General features: G+C 36.4%; 16 protein-coding genes. 11 read left to right on the top strand and 5 right to left on the bottom strand.

The window, feature by feature from the left end:
* Nucleotides 1-96 precede the first annotated feature (96 nt).
* On the top strand, nucleotides 97-963 hold the full coding sequence (rsmA, locus tag BC008_RS02190) for a 16S rRNA (adenine(1518)-N(6)/adenine(1519)-N(6))-dimethyltransferase RsmA (RefSeq protein ID WP_058183012.1): 867 nt from the start codon (nucleotides 97-99) through the stop codon (nucleotides 961-963).
* A 114-nt stretch (nucleotides 964-1077) separates the two neighbouring features.
* Nucleotides 1078-2406: a tetratricopeptide repeat protein gene (locus tag BC008_RS02185; protein ID WP_058183010.1), complete on the top strand. Its 1329-nt coding sequence runs from the start codon at nucleotides 1078-1080 to the stop codon at nucleotides 2404-2406.
* A gap of 208 nt (nucleotides 2407-2614) precedes the next feature.
* Here BC008_RS02185 and BC008_RS02180 read toward each other — a convergent pair whose 3' ends face one another.
* Together BC008_RS02180 and BC008_RS02175 are read right to left on the bottom strand one after the other, a co-directional pair.
* Nucleotides 2615-3373: a nucleotidyl transferase AbiEii/AbiGii toxin family protein gene (locus BC008_RS02180; protein ID WP_027843991.1), complete on the bottom strand. Its 759-nt coding sequence runs from the start codon at nucleotides 3371-3373 to the stop codon at nucleotides 2615-2617.
* Nucleotides 3370-3579: a hypothetical protein gene (locus BC008_RS02175; protein ID WP_235595776.1), complete on the bottom strand. Its 210-nt coding sequence runs from the start codon at nucleotides 3577-3579 to the stop codon at nucleotides 3370-3372. The genes BC008_RS02180 and BC008_RS02175 overlap by 4 nt, the downstream gene beginning before the upstream one ends.
* Before the next feature lie 220 nt (nucleotides 3580-3799).
* Between BC008_RS02175 and ispE the strand changes: the two genes are divergently transcribed.
* Together ispE and BC008_RS02165 are read left to right on the top strand one after the other, a co-directional pair.
* Nucleotides 3800-4750, top strand: coding sequence for a 4-(cytidine 5'-diphospho)-2-C-methyl-D-erythritol kinase (gene ispE, locus BC008_RS02170; RefSeq protein WP_027843993.1), 951 nt, complete (start codon nucleotides 3800-3802; stop codon nucleotides 4748-4750).
* Between the two features lie 52 nt (nucleotides 4751-4802).
* Nucleotides 4803-5129: a DUF3082 domain-containing protein gene (locus tag BC008_RS02165; protein ID WP_027843994.1), complete on the top strand. Its 327-nt coding sequence runs from the start codon at nucleotides 4803-4805 to the stop codon at nucleotides 5127-5129.
* A gap of 194 nt (nucleotides 5130-5323) precedes the next feature.
* Here BC008_RS02165 and BC008_RS02160 read toward each other — a convergent pair whose 3' ends face one another.
* Nucleotides 5324-6184 (bottom strand): sterol desaturase family protein, encoded by an 861-nt coding sequence (locus BC008_RS02160; protein WP_027843995.1) that lies wholly within the window; start codon nucleotides 6182-6184, stop codon nucleotides 5324-5326.
* A gap of 465 nt (nucleotides 6185-6649) precedes the next feature.
* On the opposite strand from BC008_RS02160, the gene BC008_RS02155 reads away from it, so the two are divergent.
* Nucleotides 6650-7819, top strand: a complete 1170-nt coding sequence (locus BC008_RS02155) for a sensor histidine kinase (RefSeq protein ID WP_235595775.1) — start codon at nucleotides 6650-6652, stop codon at nucleotides 7817-7819.
* A 142-nt stretch (nucleotides 7820-7961) separates the two neighbouring features.
* Nucleotides 7962-8600, top strand: a complete 639-nt coding sequence (locus BC008_RS02150) for a response regulator transcription factor (RefSeq protein ID WP_027843997.1) — start codon at nucleotides 7962-7964, stop codon at nucleotides 8598-8600.
* Nucleotides 8601-8842: 242 nt separating this feature from the next.
* Here BC008_RS02150 and BC008_RS02145 read toward each other — a convergent pair whose 3' ends face one another.
* Nucleotides 8843-9259, bottom strand: a complete 417-nt coding sequence (locus tag BC008_RS02145) for a formylglycine-generating enzyme family protein (RefSeq protein WP_063800733.1) — start codon at nucleotides 9257-9259, stop codon at nucleotides 8843-8845.
* A 65-nt stretch (nucleotides 9260-9324) separates the two neighbouring features.
* Complete coding sequence (locus BC008_RS02140; protein WP_161938066.1) at nucleotides 9325-10353, bottom strand: KAP family P-loop NTPase fold protein; 1029 nt, start codon at nucleotides 10351-10353, stop codon at nucleotides 9325-9327.
* Between the two features lie 161 nt (nucleotides 10354-10514).
* Between BC008_RS02140 and BC008_RS02135 the strand changes: the two genes are divergently transcribed.
* From BC008_RS02135 to BC008_RS02115, 5 genes are all read left to right on the top strand, one after another.
* Entirely contained in the window at nucleotides 10515-11096 is a 582-nt protein-coding gene (locus tag BC008_RS02135; RefSeq protein ID WP_027845558.1) for a YdeI/OmpD-associated family protein, read from the top strand.
* A gap of 521 nt (nucleotides 11097-11617) precedes the next feature.
* Entirely contained in the window at nucleotides 11618-13105 is a 1488-nt protein-coding gene (locus BC008_RS02130; protein ID WP_058183007.1) for a hypothetical protein, read from the top strand.
* A gap of 633 nt (nucleotides 13106-13738) precedes the next feature.
* Complete coding sequence (locus tag BC008_RS02125; protein ID WP_058183005.1) at nucleotides 13739-16306, top strand: DUF4114 domain-containing protein; 2568 nt, start codon at nucleotides 13739-13741, stop codon at nucleotides 16304-16306.
* Nucleotides 16307-16593: 287 nt separating this feature from the next.
* Nucleotides 16594-17625 (top strand): substrate-binding domain-containing protein, encoded by a 1032-nt coding sequence (locus BC008_RS02120; protein WP_058183003.1) that lies wholly within the window; start codon nucleotides 16594-16596, stop codon nucleotides 17623-17625.
* A gap of 776 nt (nucleotides 17626-18401) precedes the next feature.
* Nucleotides 18402-18872 carry an AMP-binding protein gene (locus tag BC008_RS02115; RefSeq protein WP_027845559.1) on the top strand — a complete coding sequence of 157 codons (471 nt, stop codon included), beginning with the start codon at nucleotides 18402-18404 and terminating at the stop codon, nucleotides 18870-18872.
* Nucleotides 18873-18914: the final 42 nt, after the last annotated feature.

Below are 18914 nucleotides of genomic sequence, written 5' to 3'. Positions count from 1 at the left end.
ATTAGTACTTTAGTATTAATGAAATGAGTCAAAAATCTATTTTTTAGTTCATGCGTTCTACAATAATTGGGTTAAAAAGTAAGAAAAAAGTAAGAAATGGATAAAAATCAAACAGTTAAAAAGTCTAAAAATAGGTTATCCCAAGAGGCTAAACCGCGCAAGGTCTTTGCGCAGCATTGGCTCCAGGATGATAGGGTTTTAGGTAAAATTATTGGTGCTGCGCAGTTGGAACCGGAGGACAGAATTTTAGAAATTGGTCCGGGAACGGGAATACTTACCAAGCGTTTATTGCCTTTGGTAAAGTCATTGATTGCGGTTGAAGTTGACCGCGATTTATGTAAAAAATTAGTCAAAAGTTTGAGGGATAAGAAGAATTTTTTGTTATTGCAGGGTGATTTTTTGACCCTTGATTTAGATGCTAATCTGGTGAGTTTTGCAGCTTTTAAAAACCCGAATAAAGTTGTGGCAAATATTCCTTACAATATCACTGGACCAATCATTGAAAAGCTATTAGGAAAAATTTCTCAGCCCAATAGTAATCCTTACGATTCCATCGTACTTTTAATTCAGAAGGAAGTTGCTCAAAGATTAGTGGCGAAACCTGGGACAAAAGCTTTTGGGGCGCTATCAGTAAGGGTACAGTATTTAGCTGAAGGAGAGATAATTTGTAATGTTCCGGCTAAGGCGTTTTATCCCCCACCAAAAGTAGAGTCAGCGGTGGTGAGATTGACTCCTAGAGCGATAGATATTCCTGCTAACAATCCCCGTTATTTGGAAACTTTAGTTAAGTTGGGATTTAGTTCAAAACGGAAAATGTTACGTAATAATTTACAATCGATTATTGAGCGAGATAATTTCACAGAATTGCTCGAAGAATTAGATATAAATCCTCAAGTTCGAGGAGAAGATTTAAGTGTTGCTCAATGGGTTAATTTGGCGAATAGGTTGGGGGTTGGGGATTAGGGATTGGGGATTGGGGATTAGTAATAGTAATTTTTGACTTTTGACTTATGTCCGTAGGACACGCTATAGCTATAGCTGCGCTACCTACGGAGCCGCTACCTTACGGATCCGCTAATGACTTTTGACTTTCTGTTGAGAGGTATTTTAGGGGAACAAAGGGTAGATAAAGAACTTGAAACAACTAAAAATTTATGTGAATGGCTGGGTTATTTACCTCTTGGTTTAGAATTAGTCGGACGATATTTGCAAGAAGACCCAGATTTATTGATCGCAAATTTGTTGGAAGAGTTGGAACAAGAGCGATTAGGTCAGAAAGCGATCGCTCAGTCGTCAGAAAAATTAGCAGAGACAGAAATCACAGCAAAGTTAGGAGTTCAAGCAGCATTTAACTTGACTTGGGAAAGACTTGATGCAAAAACTAAGGAAGTTGGAGAATTATTAAGTTTATTTGACCCCAATGCAATTGCTTGGAAATATGTAGATTCTATCAGTGACTCCTTAAACTGGAGCAAGAAAGATGTTAGAAACGGGAAAAAGCAACTTTATCAACGTCATCTAATCAAAAGGTTAGAACAAGAAGAAGCAAATTATCAAATTCATCCTTTAATTCACGAGTTTTTAGGATCTAAATTACAAGCATCTACACAGACACAGGAATTAAAACAAGCATTTACTAGTACTTTTATTGAAATTGCTCAAAAAATTCCTGACGTAACAACCTTAGAAATTATCAATTCTGTCCAAAACGCTATACCCCATTTAACACAAGTTGCAAAAAACCATCTAGATGGACTCAATCATACAAATTTATTTTCGGTTTTTCTTGGTTTAGGGAGATTTTACAGAGGACAAGGTTTATATGCGTCAGTACAACCTTGGTTTGAGCAATGTGTATCAGAAGTAAAATCCCGTTTGGGAGAAAATAATCTTGATTATGGATGGAGCTTGAACAATTTAGCTTTACTCTACTCCGACCAAGGAAAGTACGCAGAAGCAGAACTCCTTTTTATCCAAGCATTGGAAATCACAAAACTGCAACTGGGAGTAAATCATCCCCAAACCGCAGACAGTTTGCACAATTTAGCTATTCTCTACTACTCCCAAGGAAACTACCTTCAAGCAGAGCGCCTTTATATCCAAGCTTTGGAAATCAGAAAACTGCAACTGGGAGAAAATCATCCCCACACCGCAGACAGTTTGAACAATTTAGCTATTCTCTACTCCGATCAAGGAAAGTACCCTGAAGCAGAACCCCTTTATATCCAAGTATTGGAAGTTTTAGAGCGGGTTTTGGGGTCAAATCATCCTAATACTAAGATGTATCGACGAAACTTGGAAAAATTACGCACAAAAAAGCGAGAAGTACCCGGACAGCAACAGCAAAAGCAAACAAGTAAGAATGATTCTTGGTTGAGAAGATTGAAGAAGCGGTTTTTTGGATGATAGGTAAAATTATTTCTGTACTTCGTCGGACAAAACCCGAACCTGTCATTGCGACGAGGAACGAGGAAGCAATCTCACCGACTTGTTTTTATTAAAGATGTTGGGATTGCTTCCTGACGTCGCAATGACAGGTTAAGTTTTTTGTTGTGAGTATTAGAGATATTGGAATTGTTATTTCCTTACGGTTAATGACGATAATTTTAATTGGTCACGAATCGAGGGACTCACCAAAGAGATCGTGTTGCTCTTGAAAAGTTCTTCCTATCTCAGGTAAACCTAAATCTGCACAAAGAAAATCAACTCCATCGATAATCTTAGGTATTTGAACTTTATCAACTTGTAAATTAGCAAAACACTTTTCTCTATAATCAGGTCTGTCTTGAAAGTTTTGTATGCTTCGTTCTAAAGGTCGTATAACTTCGTAAGCATTTTCAGCCTTATCAATTGAAGATTGAGGAATTGAATAATTTAACCTAAGAACCGCTAAATCAATTAAATCTCTAGCTTGTACGCTATCATCCATGTATCGATCAGAATTGGATAGTAACTTAGAGGTAAAACAGTCAATTAAACTTAAACAGGGAACAGATGACCATTGTGTGTATCTTGGTAAATCTAATTGAAAACGAGTTTCTGCAATAATTTCGGTTTTGATAGGTACATTATCTACAGAAACTATCATCCGAATACCATACTGGTCAGTTGTAGAACGTCCAATTTTGATTTTACTCAAATCACGAAATAGTACCTCGTGTCCATTGTCAAAAATCTTTGTTCGTAAATATTTATAACCTCCCGTACTAACAGAAGATAAAAAATCAATATCATTGCTGCATCGGTATTCTTGAAAATCAAGAGCAAGCAGAGTTCCACCACCAAAATAAGTAGAACCTTCCTTAAGAATTTCACAATCTAAAGATTCAATAATTGTCAGAATTTTGTTGTGGTGGTCTAATCTAAAGTTCATAACTCAACTTTCAACCAGGAATCATAAATATCGGCAATTTTCTTAATAAACTCAAGTTCATCACCCTCAAGATTATTGAACAAACTTTTATATTTCCAACCACGCTCGTAACAACTGAGCATTTCTTCTGGGGTAAACTCATAAACATTGGTAATCTGCCAACAAATTGATTCTAGAAAAGGTAGGTTGCTCGGAATATTAGTCATTTCAGTCACCATGAATTAAATTATTCGTTTTGTTATATCAAAATCAATATTTTTATTTTCTGAAATACTTTAGTCCATTAAAAATGGACTTATGCTATTTGACAGAGAATTAATTCTAGCAGGGGGTTCTTTTAGTTGAATTTTAAATTCTGTTATTGTAAGCATGACCCAATGGTCATCATCAGCAAATATGGTTCCAATCGCTAATCCCCCAATCCCCATGCGCAGCTACACTTTACTTGCACCAGCTAAAATCAACTTATATTTAGAAATCATTGGCGATCGCCCCGATGGATATCACGAGTTAGTGATGATTATGCAAAGTGTCGACCTTTGCGATCGCATAGATATTGCAGCTAGTTCCCAAGATATAATTCGCGTTCGTTGCGATGTTCCCGATCTACCCACAGATCGAGGTAACTTAGCTTATCGCGCAGCAGAGTTAATGACACAAAAGTTTCCCGAAGCATTTGCTCAATATGGTGGAGTAGACATAACCATTCAAAAAAGAATTCCCATCGCAGCAGGTTTAGCAGGGGGTTCCAGCAATGCAGCAGCCGTATTGGTGGGGATAGATTTACTATGGAACTTAGGGTTAACCCGTGCAGAACTTGAAGAATTAGCAGCAGTATTAGGTTCCGATATCCCCTTTTGTATTGGTGGGGGAACCGCGATCGCAACCGGAAGAGGCGAAAAAATTGCTCCTTTAAAAGGATTAGACAATATATATATAGTATTAGCTAAATATCGCAGCTTAGAAGTATCCACCCCTTGGGCATATAAAACTTATAAACAACAATTTGAAAATACCTATCTTCGGGATACCAATAGTTTAACCGAACGAGCCGCAGCCGTACATTCAGGACCAATGGTACAAGCAATTGTCCATCAAGATACTGCAGAAATTGCTCGAAAACTCCACAACGATTTAGAAAAAGTTGTATTACCAGCTTATCCCCAAGTATTGCAACTAAGAGAAACATTCGCCAACGCTGGAGTATTAGGAACAATGATGTCCGGTTCCGGTCCCAGTGTCTTTGCTATTTGCGAAACCCAAAAACAAGCAGAAGAAGTAAAATTACAAGTTCTTCATACAATATCTGATGAAGATTTACAATTATTCGTGGTTAGATCGATTAAAAATGGTATCCAAGTAACATCTCAAAGTTAATTTTTGAGTGAACTTGTTTAGTTATTTTTTTAGTTAATTTTCAACTAACTACATGAATGAATCAAAAACAACCGAGGAAACTCCAACCACCACAGAAACACCAACTAGTCCTTTACGCAGTCTTACCGGTGCTGTAATTTCCGGTGGGTTGGGATATGCAATGTACAACTTGATGATTACTATCGCTACAAACTTTGCAAACAAACCCATTCATTCCGATAACCCAGTGACATTGAGAATTTCTTCGTTAATCCGAACAGCAATTGTCGGAATGATTGGATTGGGAACCACAGTTTTTTGCGTTGTCGCTCTTGGTTTATTCGCTTTAACCATACAACTCATACTCGAACAAAAGAAACAAAAAGAAGTTGACGGTTAATTATTTGTTGCTTATTTGAACGGTAGGGTGTGTTAGACGCAAGTCGTAACGCACCGCCATATAAGATTAATTACAGGGTAGGTAGGTTGGAGTTTGTTTGTATATTCGACGGTGCGTTACGGCAAAACAATATGCTCATCATTCCAAAAACTTTAACATGCCGTAACACACCCTACGATTGAATTTTGGTAAATCTATATTTCACTTAAGCTTCTTTGTGACTTCCGCGTAAACTTCCATTCGGGAGGAGCAAACAGATAACAAAAGCGTTTCGACCAAGAGTTAGTAGAAGTAATATCTTTATAAATTTCTATCCATTCATTAAAAACAACTTTGAAAGGATTATTCGATTTTATGGGGTGAGTTAAACCATAAACCGGAGGATTTGACGTTTCTTCTGCTGCAAAAGTTCCAAATAAACGGTCAAAGATAATTAAAACTCCCCCATAATTACGATCTATATATGCAGAATTAGAAGCGTGATGTACTCGATGATGTGATGGAGTATTCAAAAACCATTCCAAAATACCCAGCTTGGGAATTAGTTCGGTATGAATCCAAAATTGATAAACCAAGTTTAAAGCTAGGGCGGTTATAACTGCAATTGGTTGAAAACCAATCCAAACAAGCGGTGTAAAAAATAAACCTGCACCAGAGATACCACCCGTCCATCCCAAACGATAAGCTGCTGACAAATTAAAATATTCCGGTGAATGATGAACAGCGTGAGTAGCCCAAAACCAACGAATGCGATGTGATGCTCGATGGTACCAATAATATACAAATTCTAATCCAATAAATAGTAGCAGTATATTCCACCAACTATCTAGAGCAATAGTTGAGATCCGATGCTCCCACGCAAATGCGATTAAACCCGCAGTGGGAACTATGGGAATGAGTTTGGATATGCGATTTCCCACAGCGATCGCCAGGGAAATCAAACTTTCTCGAACTGAATACTTTTGTTTCTTCCACCGCACTATCCATAAAACTTCAATTGCAATGGAAATTAAGAATAAAGGAAGAAATTTGAGAGTTATATGAGCGTAATTCATATTTTTGTTAGACGTAATTGTTTATTTTTCTGAGGAGACGCAAAATTAATGTGACAAATGCGAAGATCCATGTATACACAATACGTCGGGTAACACCTTGAAAACATGAGTCAGGAGTCCTCAATTAAATCAGGACTTTAGTCCCTAAACTAGTCATGACTAATGATTCTGGTTTTTGTCAAAACTGTTAAGTAAACTAGTTTATAAGTTATGTAATAAATCTGATACAGCAATCATATTTGATTTGTGAACAGATAAATACTGTAGAGACGTTGCATGCAACGTCTCTACAGTATTTATTTTTATGAATTATTTAGGATTGCTATATTGAGATTAAATTGAAAATAAAATTTAAGAATAAGAAATTAGAATTAAAACTGTGACATGATTGCTCTAATTAAAACTCGGAAATATCCCCTAAGATTTTTACTTTATTTAGAATGGGTTTTGTTGGGGATTATCATTATGGGTGAAGTGTTTGCATCTTCATTTAATGTTGCTTCACTTTTACCAAGAAACCCACCGATGAATATTGTTTTTTTATTTATATTTGGAATTATTGGTTTAAAATTACCATCACAAAACAAATTACATAAAATTATTTATACAAGCTTAGAAATAGGCTTAATTATTATTGCTTCATTTTCCGGAGGAATTCTTTTAGTACCGCTACTTTATATTATTTTGATTGCTCGTAATTGTGTGATTTTTCGAGGTATTACCCGTTACTTAGTCAGCGGACTAGCTATATTTTTATCTTTATTTACACAGCTTCACCGCACCCAAATAGTACAGTATATTCAACCTTTAGCAATCAAAAAACAATTTGCAATTGTCATATTCGCCTCTGTATTAATATTAGGAATCAGCGCTATTTTTATGCAAATGGCGATTAATGCATTACTCAATGAATTTCAAAGTCGGCAAAAATTAAGCATTGCAAACGAACAACTCGCGATCGCAAATGCTCAATTAAGTGAATATGCATTAAAAATTGAAGAATTAGCAACTTTACAGGAGCGTAATCGCATCGCTCGAGATATCCATGATTCCGTCGGTCATGCATTAACAGTTTTAAATTTACATTTAGAAGCTGCTGTAAAAATATGGCAAACTGACCCAGAAGAAGCAACAGAATTTTTAATTGAATCAAAAAGATTAGGTTCAAATGCTCTCAAAGAAGTTCGTCAATCAATTTCGACTTTACGTGCAGATCCATTAGCTGAATTATCTTTGGAAGATGGAATCATTTCTTTATGTGAGGATTTACAACGTTCCAGTAATATTTCCCCAACTTTATATTTAAATTTAAATGGTTTAAATTTTAACTTAAACTTAAACCTTAAACCTGAAATTAAAATTGCAATTTATCGCATAACTCAAGAAGCATTTACTAATATTTTTAAGCATGCAGAAGCTACAAAAGTTAAGATTAAAATAAACGTTAAAAATCAAAAATCTAATAGTTTACAGCTAATTATTGATGATAATGGTAAAGGATTTAAGCCGAATCAAAACACAACCGGTTTTGGCTTGCAAAGTATGCGCGATCGCGCCCTTACTGTTGGTGGTACTTTAAATGTAGAAACAGCCCCAAATTCTGGATGTAAAATTACTGCAACTTTTCCAATATAGAAATTTTTGCTTTTGCTCTACTTCCCGGGTGAAATGCTAAACGCGTCTTAGTACAGAAGATAATAACCCCCTCCTAACCTCCCCTCGGGGAGGAATGGGAATAATCAATAAATTTATCAGTTCCACAATTCCACAATTTAATATGATTCGTTTATTATTAGTCGATGATGAAAACTTAATCCGTCGCGGACTCAAAGCCTTACTCAAATTAGAAAAAGATTTAGAAATAGTCGGAGAAGCAGAAAACGGACAAACTGCAATTGATTCCATTCCCACTTTGCAGCCCGATGTTATTTTAATGGATATCCGCATGCCGATAATGGATGGTGTTGCAGCCACAAAAGAAATAACAAAAGCTTTCCCGCAAATTAAAATCTTAGTACTTACCACCTTTGCAGATGAAGATTACGTTACCCAAGCATTACATTATGGTGCTGCTGGATATTTGCTTAAGGATACACCTTCTGAAGAATTAGCCCAAGCAATTTGTTCAGTACATAAAGGTTATACCCAACTAGGACCAGGACTAGGTAAAGTTATGGCTCAAAAACTTTCCGTTTCCAAATCTCCACCACCTGGTTGGGATGAACTTACAGCAAGAGAAATCGAAATTTTACAGTTAGTTGCGAAAGGTTCGAGTAATCGGGAAATTGCTGAGGCTTTGTACTTGAGCGAAAAGACTATCAAAAATTATATGACTCGAATTTTGAATCGGTTAGATTTACGCGATCGGACTCAAGCTGCAATTGTTGCTAATTCATTTTTTGGTAATGAAAGGTAAAAGGTTGCAATGGATAGAGATTTTTAACTTCAAGGATTATCACTATCATCAAGCAAATAACACTGGTTGTTAATAGTCTCGATAGTGGCAATAAATTCTCCCACATCACCAGTAAATTCTCCAAGGGAATTATCGACTTCATTTAACATTAAATTTGTAAAAAAATTCGACTCGATTCGCGAGATAAGGAAGGGTAAAGAGAAGAAGAATAGAAGAGAAAAGAGCAAAAGTATAAAGGGCTACTAAGGACCCCTGAGGGAAACAACGCAAACAACCCGAAAACCATTGAGGAGATTCCTACCGTCGGGAATGTACCAGTAGCGAGTAGCAGAACGGCAGTAAGGAGGAACGTAGTACCACGAACCACCACGCAGTACACGATAACGATTATCATTATCAATACAAGCACTACCATTTGTCGGCGCTCCATGATAATTTTCATGCCAGGTATCTTGACACCATTCCCACACATTTCCGTGCATGTCGTACAAACCAAAAGCGTTTGGTGGAAATTGTCCCACCGGAGTCGTTTCTTGAATATTTCCCCCGTAATTTGCTAATTCAGGAGTAATCGTTTCACCAAAATGAAATGGGGTTGTTGTTCCTGCTCGACAAGCATATTCCCACTCTGCTTCCGAAGGGAGGNAAATCCCACTCATAAATCGGAAATTAGAGATTTGAAAAAAGATTTAGAAATTATTGTTCCAAAGGCAGCTTGAGCATTTCATTCACGGGTATTGTACTTAAGTGCGAAAGCTGCTGCGACCTTCTCCCTATCCATACCAAGGATGAAAATTAGTTGTGGATCATTCGATATCATCAAGTTTATAGCCTGCATCAGTTCAGCGGACTTAGGAACCTCACAACGATCAAGGTCATCAATGAAAACATAGACTTTATTTATACCCGCATATGCTTCCACAATCTTTCTGAAGTCTTCATGGAATTTCTCAACAAAAGGGAGTTTGCTATTATAGTTAGGGGATGTCAGATATTTTGTTAAATCGTTTTTTGGAGATCCAACAACAGAACTTTTTAATTTGAGTAACAAAGAAATGAAACCGGCTACTGAAATTAAGGTTACTAAAGATCTAACTAGCCACCGTAGAAAATCTTGATTTTCTTTATTTGTAGATATTTGTTTAAATAAATTATATAAATCAGTTCCTTGTTGATGCAGATCTTCTGCTTTGTGATAAACCAGAATCAGCAGGGTTAGCACAACAGATAAGCTTAAAACGAATAATATAATTTTCTGTAATCCATTGTTCCAATCAAAGCGGAACCAAAAAAGTTTAATATTTCCTATCAGAATAGGAAATATATCACGAAAATCACGAGGACGAGAGATTTGGCGGATAAATTCGAGTGCAAAAGCTGCCCATAGAGCTTCAGCTTTATCGTACCTCCAAGCATTGAACCACACTACTTTCGGTTTAGGTTTTATTTTATTGAACCATAAGATACACAATCTGAAGAAAAAATTCCTACTTTTAGATTTGTGTTTTTTTTGCTCTTTTTTTAATGCCTCTGGTGGAATATCTTCAATTACTTTTTTGAGTTGTTTCATAAAAGAAGATTTACCGCTACCCCATTCACCTTCAATAGAAAGAGTGAGTGGGGGTTTGGTATCAGGATTGGTTAAAAATTCTGCAATTGCTGTAACATAAGGTTCAAAACCAAGAGCATCTTCCTCTGCAGCTCGGTCACTAACACCAGCGTTAAAAACGTTATTTTTTCTCGCTTCTTCCATTAATTGTAATTGAAAGTTATGATACTTATCTTTAATAAATATCATACCTACAAATATTGCCTAATAATCAAATATGGGGTGAAAAGCATTATTTTAAATACTTGTAAACAAAACAACAAGTACATCAGTGTGCATCCGTAGAAAAATATTTCAAACGATTTATGCCGAAATTCGAAGAGCAACTCGACAGTATTTACGCAGCAAATCGCCAAGAATGGCGCGAATGGTTAGAGAAAAACCATAGTACGACCATTGGAATATGGCTGATTTACTACAAAGTAAAAAGCAGTAAATCCAGCGTAAAATATAGCGAAGCAGTCAAAGAAGCCCTATGTTTTGGCTGGATTGACAGTAAAGTCAAATCAATTGACCAAGAACGCTACATGCAAATATTTACACCCCGCAAACCAAAAAGCGTATGGTCGAAATTAAATAAACAATACATAGAAGAACTTATAGAACAAAACTTGATGACTGCAGCTGGTTTTGCAAAGATTACAGCAGCAAAAGAAGATGGTTCCTGGGAAGCATTAGATGCAATTGAAGCTTTAATTATCCCTGAAGACTTGAAACAAGCATTGGAAAGCAACGAAGCAGCGAAGAGAAATTTTGAAGCATTTAGCAACTCATCCAAGAAAAGCATATTATTTTGGATTTCCAGCGCTAAGCGTCAGCAAACAAGGTTAAAGAGAATTGAAAAAACAGTAAATTCAGCAGCAGAGAATAAAAATCCTTTAGCGTGATGTATCTCTCAAGGAAGATAAAAGGTCAATTAGTCAAAAACAAATAAAAACCCTCGAATACATCAAAAAATTAATTTATCTTACTAAAGTAGTATGCTTCAATTTGCAATAATACTTGAGCACTTCATATTCGTATCTATCCTGAGAATGATAAATAGATATATATCATCCACAACAAAAAATATGCTTATTTGCGCGTATATAGCTTAAGAATCAAAATAAATAAGTTGCGTGTCAATAAGCTATATAATATAACGTTTGCGAATAAAAATCTAAATGAACTGATTTTAAGGACTAAGTAAAGAATCTGAAAATGTATTGTGTTTGGTGACAAGTAGCTATTATTTTTGAAGTGTATAAGTCACACAACACACATTATTCATCAGTCGAACACCATAGTAGAGATTTATTTTAAAGCTCTAATTATCAGGTTCTGATTATAAAGTTATGACTTTTTAAGGTTCTATTCTTGTTAGATACCTAATTTTTGTAACCCTAATTTTTGTAACCCTAATTTCTTAATGCATATCCATCGCAAACAGTTTGTTATTGGTCCAGAAAAATTTCTTCTCAATGAAACCTGGAAATCTTACCAGCTAAGTCATTCAGTTTGGCTTTCATGTTGTCCCGACCTTCAAGTTACCACCATCAAAGATAACAATGGAGAAGCCTGGTATGTTTTGGGTATAGCCATACAGACTTCGCAAAACAAAAAATCCCCAGCAGAGGAAATTAAACAAACTAGTAGCGATCAAGTTCCAGAACTGTACTCCACCTGGAGCGGACGGTGGGTTTTAGTTGGTAATGGAAAACTACACCTAGATGCAAGCGGATTATTGGGATGTTTCTACCACCAAAATTCTCAAGGACAAGCATGGATTTCCAGTAGTGTAGCCCTCCTAGCTCAAATTGTATTTAAGGGGCGATCGCCAGTTATTGATTCTCGTCAACTCAAACATGAGGTTGGTATTTCCTGGTATACTCCTCCATTTTCCCGGTTCGATGGGATATCCCAACTACTACCAAGCCAATTGTTAGATCTATATTCTGGAGAGATCCAACCGAGACAATTAATGCCAGAAATTTACCTCGATCGCGATTATGAAGATATCCTCGAGGAAATTCAAGAAATTCTAGTTACTACCCTACAACAACTAGCAAAAATATCTCCCGAACTATGGTTAGGAATAACAGCAGGATATGATTCCAGGTTGATACTAGCTTTAAGTCATGCTGCGGGGATAAAAGTTCAACCCTTTACGCGAATAGCTGCGCGGATGTCCATTGCAGATATGATTATTCCCCCAAAGCTCACTCAAGACTGTGGTTATTCCCATATATTTACCCGTAATTCTAAATATTATCCCCAAAGAAGCAAACTGGCTCAGGAACATACTGGTGGTCATGTATCCCAAGGAGATGCAGAACCTTTTGTTAGTGGGGTTCGAGATAACTTGAAAGGGATTTCCTTCGGAGGTCATGGATTTGCAGTTGCAAAAAGTTTTGTACCGACCTTACCAGAAATCCTCCCCAATGCAGAGGTAGGAGCAAATATGATTGCAGATCTATTTCAAGAATCAAAAAATTCCACAGCCACTGCTGGTTTAAAAGAGTGGTTAAACTGGATAATTGAGAACCCTCAAGAAAATTTGAATTGGAGAGATCGTTTTTATCTTGAGCAGAGACAAGCTGGTTGGTTAAGTAGCAAAGAACAACTTTATGACTTAAATGATTTTTCTCGATTTCCAATTCTTAATTCCGCGTATTTATACTCATTATTTTTAAGTATTAAAGAAGAAAAAAGATTTGCTTCAACAATCCAGATCGATCTGATCAACAAGATAGCTCCTCAACTCAACCAATATCCTTTTAACCCTCCCGAATCATATTTTAATAGTTTCCAGATATTCACCTCTAAGATTGTCAAATTCAAGAAAAAAGATTTATCAAATAAAATACTTAAAAAGTCACAAAAAATACTACATAATTCATTTTTTGGATTGATTTAAAAAAATAATAATCATATTTAGTTTTTTGAAAAACAACTTTTGTATAGATTTTACCGTTTATACAAAAGTTGTTTTATATGTCCGCTTAATACCGTTGCCTGATACCAGTACTTTTAAAGCATCTAAATCACTCAAACATCCTAACAAAATTAAAAGCCAAAATCAAAAACTATCAAGCTCACGCCACACTTGAAAACAGATAGTAATAATTCATTAAACGAAGAATAAAACACCTACAATAAGAATCTTGTCTATAAATTTAAAATTCCTGGCCAATTATGAAGGAATAGTGTTAGTATCTACAGCAAACATAGCAATTTATATATCCACAGAGATATTTACTTTGCTATGAGAATGATAGGGAAGGGGTAACAATGGTGGGATTTTTGTAGTTCCGTAAAAAGAGCTAATTCATAAAGAAGCACCCATCAAGAGATGCGATAGAAAATAGAAAATTTGTAGTCTTAACGACAAAGCATTTGTTATTACAAAGCTCGCTGCTTGTAGTAATATTTACCGGCTATCCTGCCAATAGATGCAAATGCTACTCAAACTGTAGAGAACAAGCAGAATTGAGCAGTGTATTGCATTCCGTCAAAGGAAAGAATACTTCAACTTACCTCTAACCCATTCATGGCTATCATCACAGTTACCAATACGAAAAATAATGGCGTTGGTTCACTACGCGAGGCGATCGCTAAATCCGACGATGGGGACAAGATAGTTTTTTCACCCAAACTTGCGGATAAAACCATTCGGTTGGACGAACAACTTGTAGTTGATAAGAATCTTACGATTGATGGGGGTAATGCACCCAATCTCACCATTAGTGGCGAGAATAAAACGCGTATTTTACAGATTACCTACGATTACTCAGACGTAGTACTGCGAAACCTCACCTTTGCCAATGGTAAAGCAGTTGATGACAATCCCGATAAGATTGTTCGAGGTGGGGCGATAGAACTGGTTGACTCCAATACCTTAGTAGTCGAGAATTCTCGCTTCATTGATAATGTAGGCGAACGGAGTGGGGCTATTTTCGTTGGTTATGGTTCTAATGCAACCATCAAGAATAGTGTGTTTGATGGAAATGATGGTTCGGTTGCAAACGATGATTTCAGTGCGGGTGCAATTTCCACCTACGGAGGTGGAGAAGGAGCAAAAGTTGTTAAAAGTAATGGCGAACGCAACGTCGGTGGAGATGCTTTTCTCAAGATTAGTGATAGTACCTTTACAAATAATAAAGGTTACTATGGTGCTGTTTATACTTTACTCAACGAACTAAAAGTAGAAGATTCGGTATTTAAGGATAATGAAGGCTTAAATGGAAGTGGAGCTATTTTCACCGATGGAGCTAGTGGAAGTGCAGAGCGGGACGGTATTGGTGGAACAACTCTGATTAACAATGTTGTCGCTGAAAATAACAAAGGTGGTGGAGATTATGGTGGAGCCTTTTTTCTCAGCGGATATTCAGATGACAAAATTATTGTTGAAAACAGCAAAATAACTAACAATAAGGCTTATAGAGGTGGCGGTTTAGCCGTTCAATCCTATCGAGATGAAGACGATCCAGTCTCATTAGTCATCCGCGATTCCACAATTGCTAATAATACTTCCACATCTCAAGGTGGTGGTTTATGGACAGATGTAAAAGGTGGAGTTACAGTTGAAGACTCGACCTTCTCTGAAAATAAAGTTACAAGTTCTGGTAAAAATGGAGACATAGGCGGAGCAATTGTTTTAAATACTCCCAAAAAAGCTAAATCAACGATAAAAAATACGACATTTGTTGAAAACTACGCCGACCGTCAAGCAGGAAGTATTTGGATCGCTGGGAAAGACAACGCAAAAAATCTCACCATTACTGAATCTCGTTTCGCAGATAATCGAGCAGGTGGTCAAGAATTAGAGAATACAGTTAATTTCGTAGTTAAGGATGGTGGTAAGAACGTTGTTCAAAATAAAAACGGCGTTCAAGATGCAAACGACGGAGAACCTGCGATTACTGGAGCTAAACTTACTGAAGATTTGGACATTGACCCGATTACCTCAAATGGTGGTAGTTCTGGTATTCCAGGGGCTAAACCAAAAGTTAAACCTATCCCTCAACCAACCGTAGAAGTAGAAGAACCCAATCCAACCTTTACACCTGTCAAGGATAATCCCTTACATTATGAAGCCGAAGAACTTAACCTTAATGGCTATCGCGTCGAAAATATCGCAGGTTCCAATGGATCGGGCGGAAAATATATTTCTCTGAAAAAAACTGGTTACAATCGAGGTTCTGCTACAGGTACATTTCGGGGAGAAGCCGGAACTTATCAAGTAAAAGTCGGTTACTATGACGAAAACGATGGTCAATCCCAAGGGAAAATAACTGTTGGAGGGAAAACAGAAAGCTTTATTTTTGACCGCGATTTACCCAGCAATCTACCAAAACCCTCCACAAAAACTAGCTATATCGCCATAGAAGAAGTACAACTAAAACCAGGAGACATCTTTAAAATTGAAGGTGTTAGTGACAGCAAAGAATTTGCTCGGTTTGATGAGATTGAATTTATTCCTACTGAAAAGGTTAATAATAAGGGTAAAGTCGATGCTAATGAAATATTAGACTCGAGTGATGATATTGAATCTATTCCTACCCAAGATATAAAAGATAAAGGTAAAGTCGATTCTAATGGAATAATAGACCTGAGTAACGTCGATCTTGATGGAAATGGCAAAACTGACGATACAGTTTCAGTGAGCTTAGACAAGATTTTCAGTCGCGCATCCTATAAAAATTCCGGAGGTTTCTACCAGGTACTGGATACAGATGGAACAGTTGTCGACCCAATCACAAACAAGTCGATTCGACCGGGAGAAACAGGATATGAAACAGCAGCATTCAAACAACGTATCTCCGAACTGGATTTTAATGCAGACGATCGCAGCGTGACGACACAGGTTGATGGGGGAATATTCTTAGCACCTTACTTAATTGCAGACGGTACCGTAGAAGAATTTCTCGAGCAAAACCCAACTAATCAGTATAGAAACGGAAGTGGATTACATGCTTACTTTGGGTTTGAGAATGGGAATCCAGATGGGATACAACACCTTCAACTCTCAAATAACAAATTTGGTTTCGAGGATGTGTATGGTGGAGGTGATCGGGATTTTCTTGATTTAACCTTTAATGTCAATGTAGAGAATTAATTAGAAGTAGTTAATCGTACTTGATAAATTTCAGCCTCTAGACTCTGAAATTTCAGTTTTCTAAGGGTTTTACTCTTGCTGTTATTTCTATTGAAGTATCTTAATTTACGGACTGAAGGCTATATTGAAAAATATAGCCAAATTTCACATTTTTAATGTGTTAACTAAAATATTAAATTTATTCAATGATTTCCAATAAAAATTCCTAAATACTTTACTATAAGCACCTAATTAATTGCTATTGCTGCTGTTAAAATTATTATGCTTTACATCGTTGGGTGCCATAGATGAAAAAGTATTGGTTTTATCTTATAGTATTGAGTCTATTTATAGGCGCAAATCTATACTATATTCATAACGATTCTTATCAAGAAACTTTAATTGCTTACGTTGAAGAAGATACTAAAGAAGATGACTTCGATGATATAAATCTTCCCCAAGGAACATGGCGTTATGGAGGTAGTAGCAGTTGGGTACCAATACGCGAACAATTTGAGAAAGCAATCGAGACTACCCATCCTCAATTTAAATTAGAATATGTGGGCTCAACTGAAGAAGCTCCCTCTTCTGAAACTGGAATCAAAATGCTATTAAATGACGAAATTGATTTTTCTCTATCTTCTCGAATTCTGAAAAAAGAAGAACACCAAATAGCAAAACAGAAAGGTTTTAAACTCAAAGAAATTCCAGTTGCTGTTGACGGAATTGCGATCGCAGTAAATCACAATCTTAATCTTCCTGGCTTAACCATTACTCAGATCAGAAGTATTTATACCGGCAAAATTAGTAATTGGAAAGAGTTGGGTGGACCTTCGCTTCCCATTACACCCTATTCTCGCCCTTTAGGAGAATCAGCAACAGTTGAATTTTTTAAACATGAAGTTCTTCGCGATCAAAGTTTTGCTGACAACGTTAAATTCGTTGACATTACTACACAGGGATTACAAAAAGTAGCAAACGAACCTGGTGCGATTTACTACGCTTCTGCACCAGAAATTGTTCCACAATGTAGCATTAAATCTTTGGCTATTGGAGAAAGATTAGATCAATTAATTAGTCCTTATAAAAAACCATTTATTCCAACCGAGGAATGTCCGCAACAACGCAATCGGGTCAATCTGCAAGCATTACACAGTCATACTTATCCATTTTCTCGACCATTATATGTAATTGTGAAAGATGAAGATGACAAGAAAGTTTTACAAAAAGATAAATACAAAGCAGCACAAGCTTATGCAAAGTTATTCCAAACAGATCGAGGACATAGCTTAATTCAAAAAGCCGGATTTATTCCGATTGCAAATCAAAATAACAAATAGGTTTTATTGAAAAAATTTGTTGGAGTTAACCTACTACTTGGGTTCCCCAAATTTCCCATACCTTCAGCAGTATTTGGATATTAGTCATATCTTCTAGATTAGTTAGTACATATTAACCAATGACTAAAGTCATGGATGCAGGTATGACTTTATGTACATATCTCTGCTGGAAATTTATGACTTTCTGCTCATGTGTACTTGGACTTCAATTCTTATGATGATGAAGTCAAAACAACAAGGACACCTATGGGTCACGCTCCTGTAAATATCTCCCTGAATAAAATTCATTTTTCTTCAATATTTACTTCTGATGACAATTTTGTTGGGATAACGGTAGTATTGGGAGCATAATCCTGTTGTTTGCGAAATTTTAGAGCGACGTACTGTAATTGTTACAAAAAAAACTAACACCCAGCACTATAAGCTAAAACTCTATTTAGATGATAGCAAGTAATGAATCATTTCATTGGGTAATTTGTGATGTTACGTCCGTTTAATTACTGACTAAAGAATATGTTTATAGTTACAAGTTTGCAGTTACAAGTTTGTAGTTGCAAATATATCTTGCACTAAATTGTTTCTATTTTGCTAGTAAATTAAGTTGATAGTAACAAATATGTCGGATTTCGATCCATCTATTCTCTTTGAAAAGGTGGAAAGTTTTTAGCAGAAATGATGTATTAAACAAATAGTTTTTTCTTTGTTGAAATTTAAAACTGACTTTAGAAGCAAATTTCTAATTTCCGTACCTTTTTCCTTATTACGGAGGTGTATCCATGAATATAGGATTAGATAATTCAACTTTAAGCGATCTATTACACTATAGAGCTATCCATCAGCCCAACCAAATAGCTTATACTTTTTTGACCGATGGATCTACGAAAGAAATCGCCATAACCTATGCAGAATTAGATCTAAAATCGCGAGCGGTCGCTTCTAAATTGCAATTAAACAGTAATATTGGTGCTCGCATTTTACTGCTGTATCCCCCTGGTTTGGAGTTCATAGTAGCTTTTTTTGGTTGTATATATGCTGGAAGAGTAGCAGTTCCGGTTTATCCTCCCCGTCCCAACCATTCCCTATCCCGCTTACAAGCAATAATTGCAGATGCTCGGGCGACTATAGCTCTAGCAACTACCAGTGTATTATCTAATGTAGAGCAAGGATTTGCAGAATTTCCAGACTTACATAACATCTCCTGGATTACAACTGACAATAGACTCTTCCGAAAATTTGCAACACGCTAGCCGTCTGGTTTTGGACAGTGTTAACTGTGAGCCAGAACTAAC

Origin of the sequence: Mastigocoleus testarum BC008, from assembly GCF_001456025.1 — a bacterium.
Lineage (GTDB): Bacteria > Cyanobacteriota > Cyanobacteriia > Cyanobacteriales > Nostocaceae > Mastigocoleus > Mastigocoleus testarum.
This window is presented reverse-complemented; position numbering and strand designations above follow the sequence as displayed.

What these genes read in the sequence shown, in the direction of transcription:
- rsmA (WP_058183012.1), top strand. Translation starts at nt 97, where the DNA reads ATGGATAAAAATCAAACAGTTAAAAAGTCTAAAAATAGGTTATCCCAA.
- BC008_RS02185 (WP_058183010.1), top strand. Translation starts at nt 1,078, where the DNA reads ATGACTTTTGACTTTCTGTTGAGAGGTATTTTAGGGGAACAAAGGGTA.
- BC008_RS02180 (WP_027843991.1), bottom strand. Translation starts at nt 3,373, where the DNA reads ATGAACTTTAGATTAGACCACCACAACAAAATTCTGACAATTATTGAA.
- BC008_RS02175 (WP_235595776.1), bottom strand. Translation starts at nt 3,579, where the DNA reads ATGACTAATATTCCGAGCAACCTACCTTTTCTAGAATCAATTTGTTGG.
- ispE (WP_027843993.1), top strand. Translation starts at nt 3,800, where the DNA reads ATGCGCAGCTACACTTTACTTGCACCAGCTAAAATCAACTTATATTTA.
- BC008_RS02165 (WP_027843994.1), top strand. Translation starts at nt 4,803, where the DNA reads ATGAATGAATCAAAAACAACCGAGGAAACTCCAACCACCACAGAAACA.
- BC008_RS02160 (WP_027843995.1), bottom strand. Translation starts at nt 6,184, where the DNA reads ATGAATTACGCTCATATAACTCTCAAATTTCTTCCTTTATTCTTAATT.
- BC008_RS02155 (WP_235595775.1), top strand. Translation starts at nt 6,650, where the DNA reads ATGGGTGAAGTGTTTGCATCTTCATTTAATGTTGCTTCACTTTTACCA.
- BC008_RS02150 (WP_027843997.1), top strand. Translation starts at nt 7,962, where the DNA reads ATGATTCGTTTATTATTAGTCGATGATGAAAACTTAATCCGTCGCGGA.
- BC008_RS02140 (WP_161938066.1), bottom strand. Translation starts at nt 10,353, where the DNA reads ATGGAAGAAGCGAGAAAAAATAACGTTTTTAACGCTGGTGTTAGTGAC.
- BC008_RS02135 (WP_027845558.1), top strand. Translation starts at nt 10,515, where the DNA reads ATGCCGAAATTCGAAGAGCAACTCGACAGTATTTACGCAGCAAATCGC.
- BC008_RS02130 (WP_058183007.1), top strand. Translation starts at nt 11,618, where the DNA reads ATGCATATCCATCGCAAACAGTTTGTTATTGGTCCAGAAAAATTTCTT.
- BC008_RS02125 (WP_058183005.1), top strand. Translation starts at nt 13,739, where the DNA reads ATGGCTATCATCACAGTTACCAATACGAAAAATAATGGCGTTGGTTCA.
- BC008_RS02120 (WP_058183003.1), top strand. Translation starts at nt 16,594, where the DNA reads ATGAAAAAGTATTGGTTTTATCTTATAGTATTGAGTCTATTTATAGGC.
- BC008_RS02115 (WP_027845559.1), top strand. Translation starts at nt 18,402, where the DNA reads ATGAATATAGGATTAGATAATTCAACTTTAAGCGATCTATTACACTAT.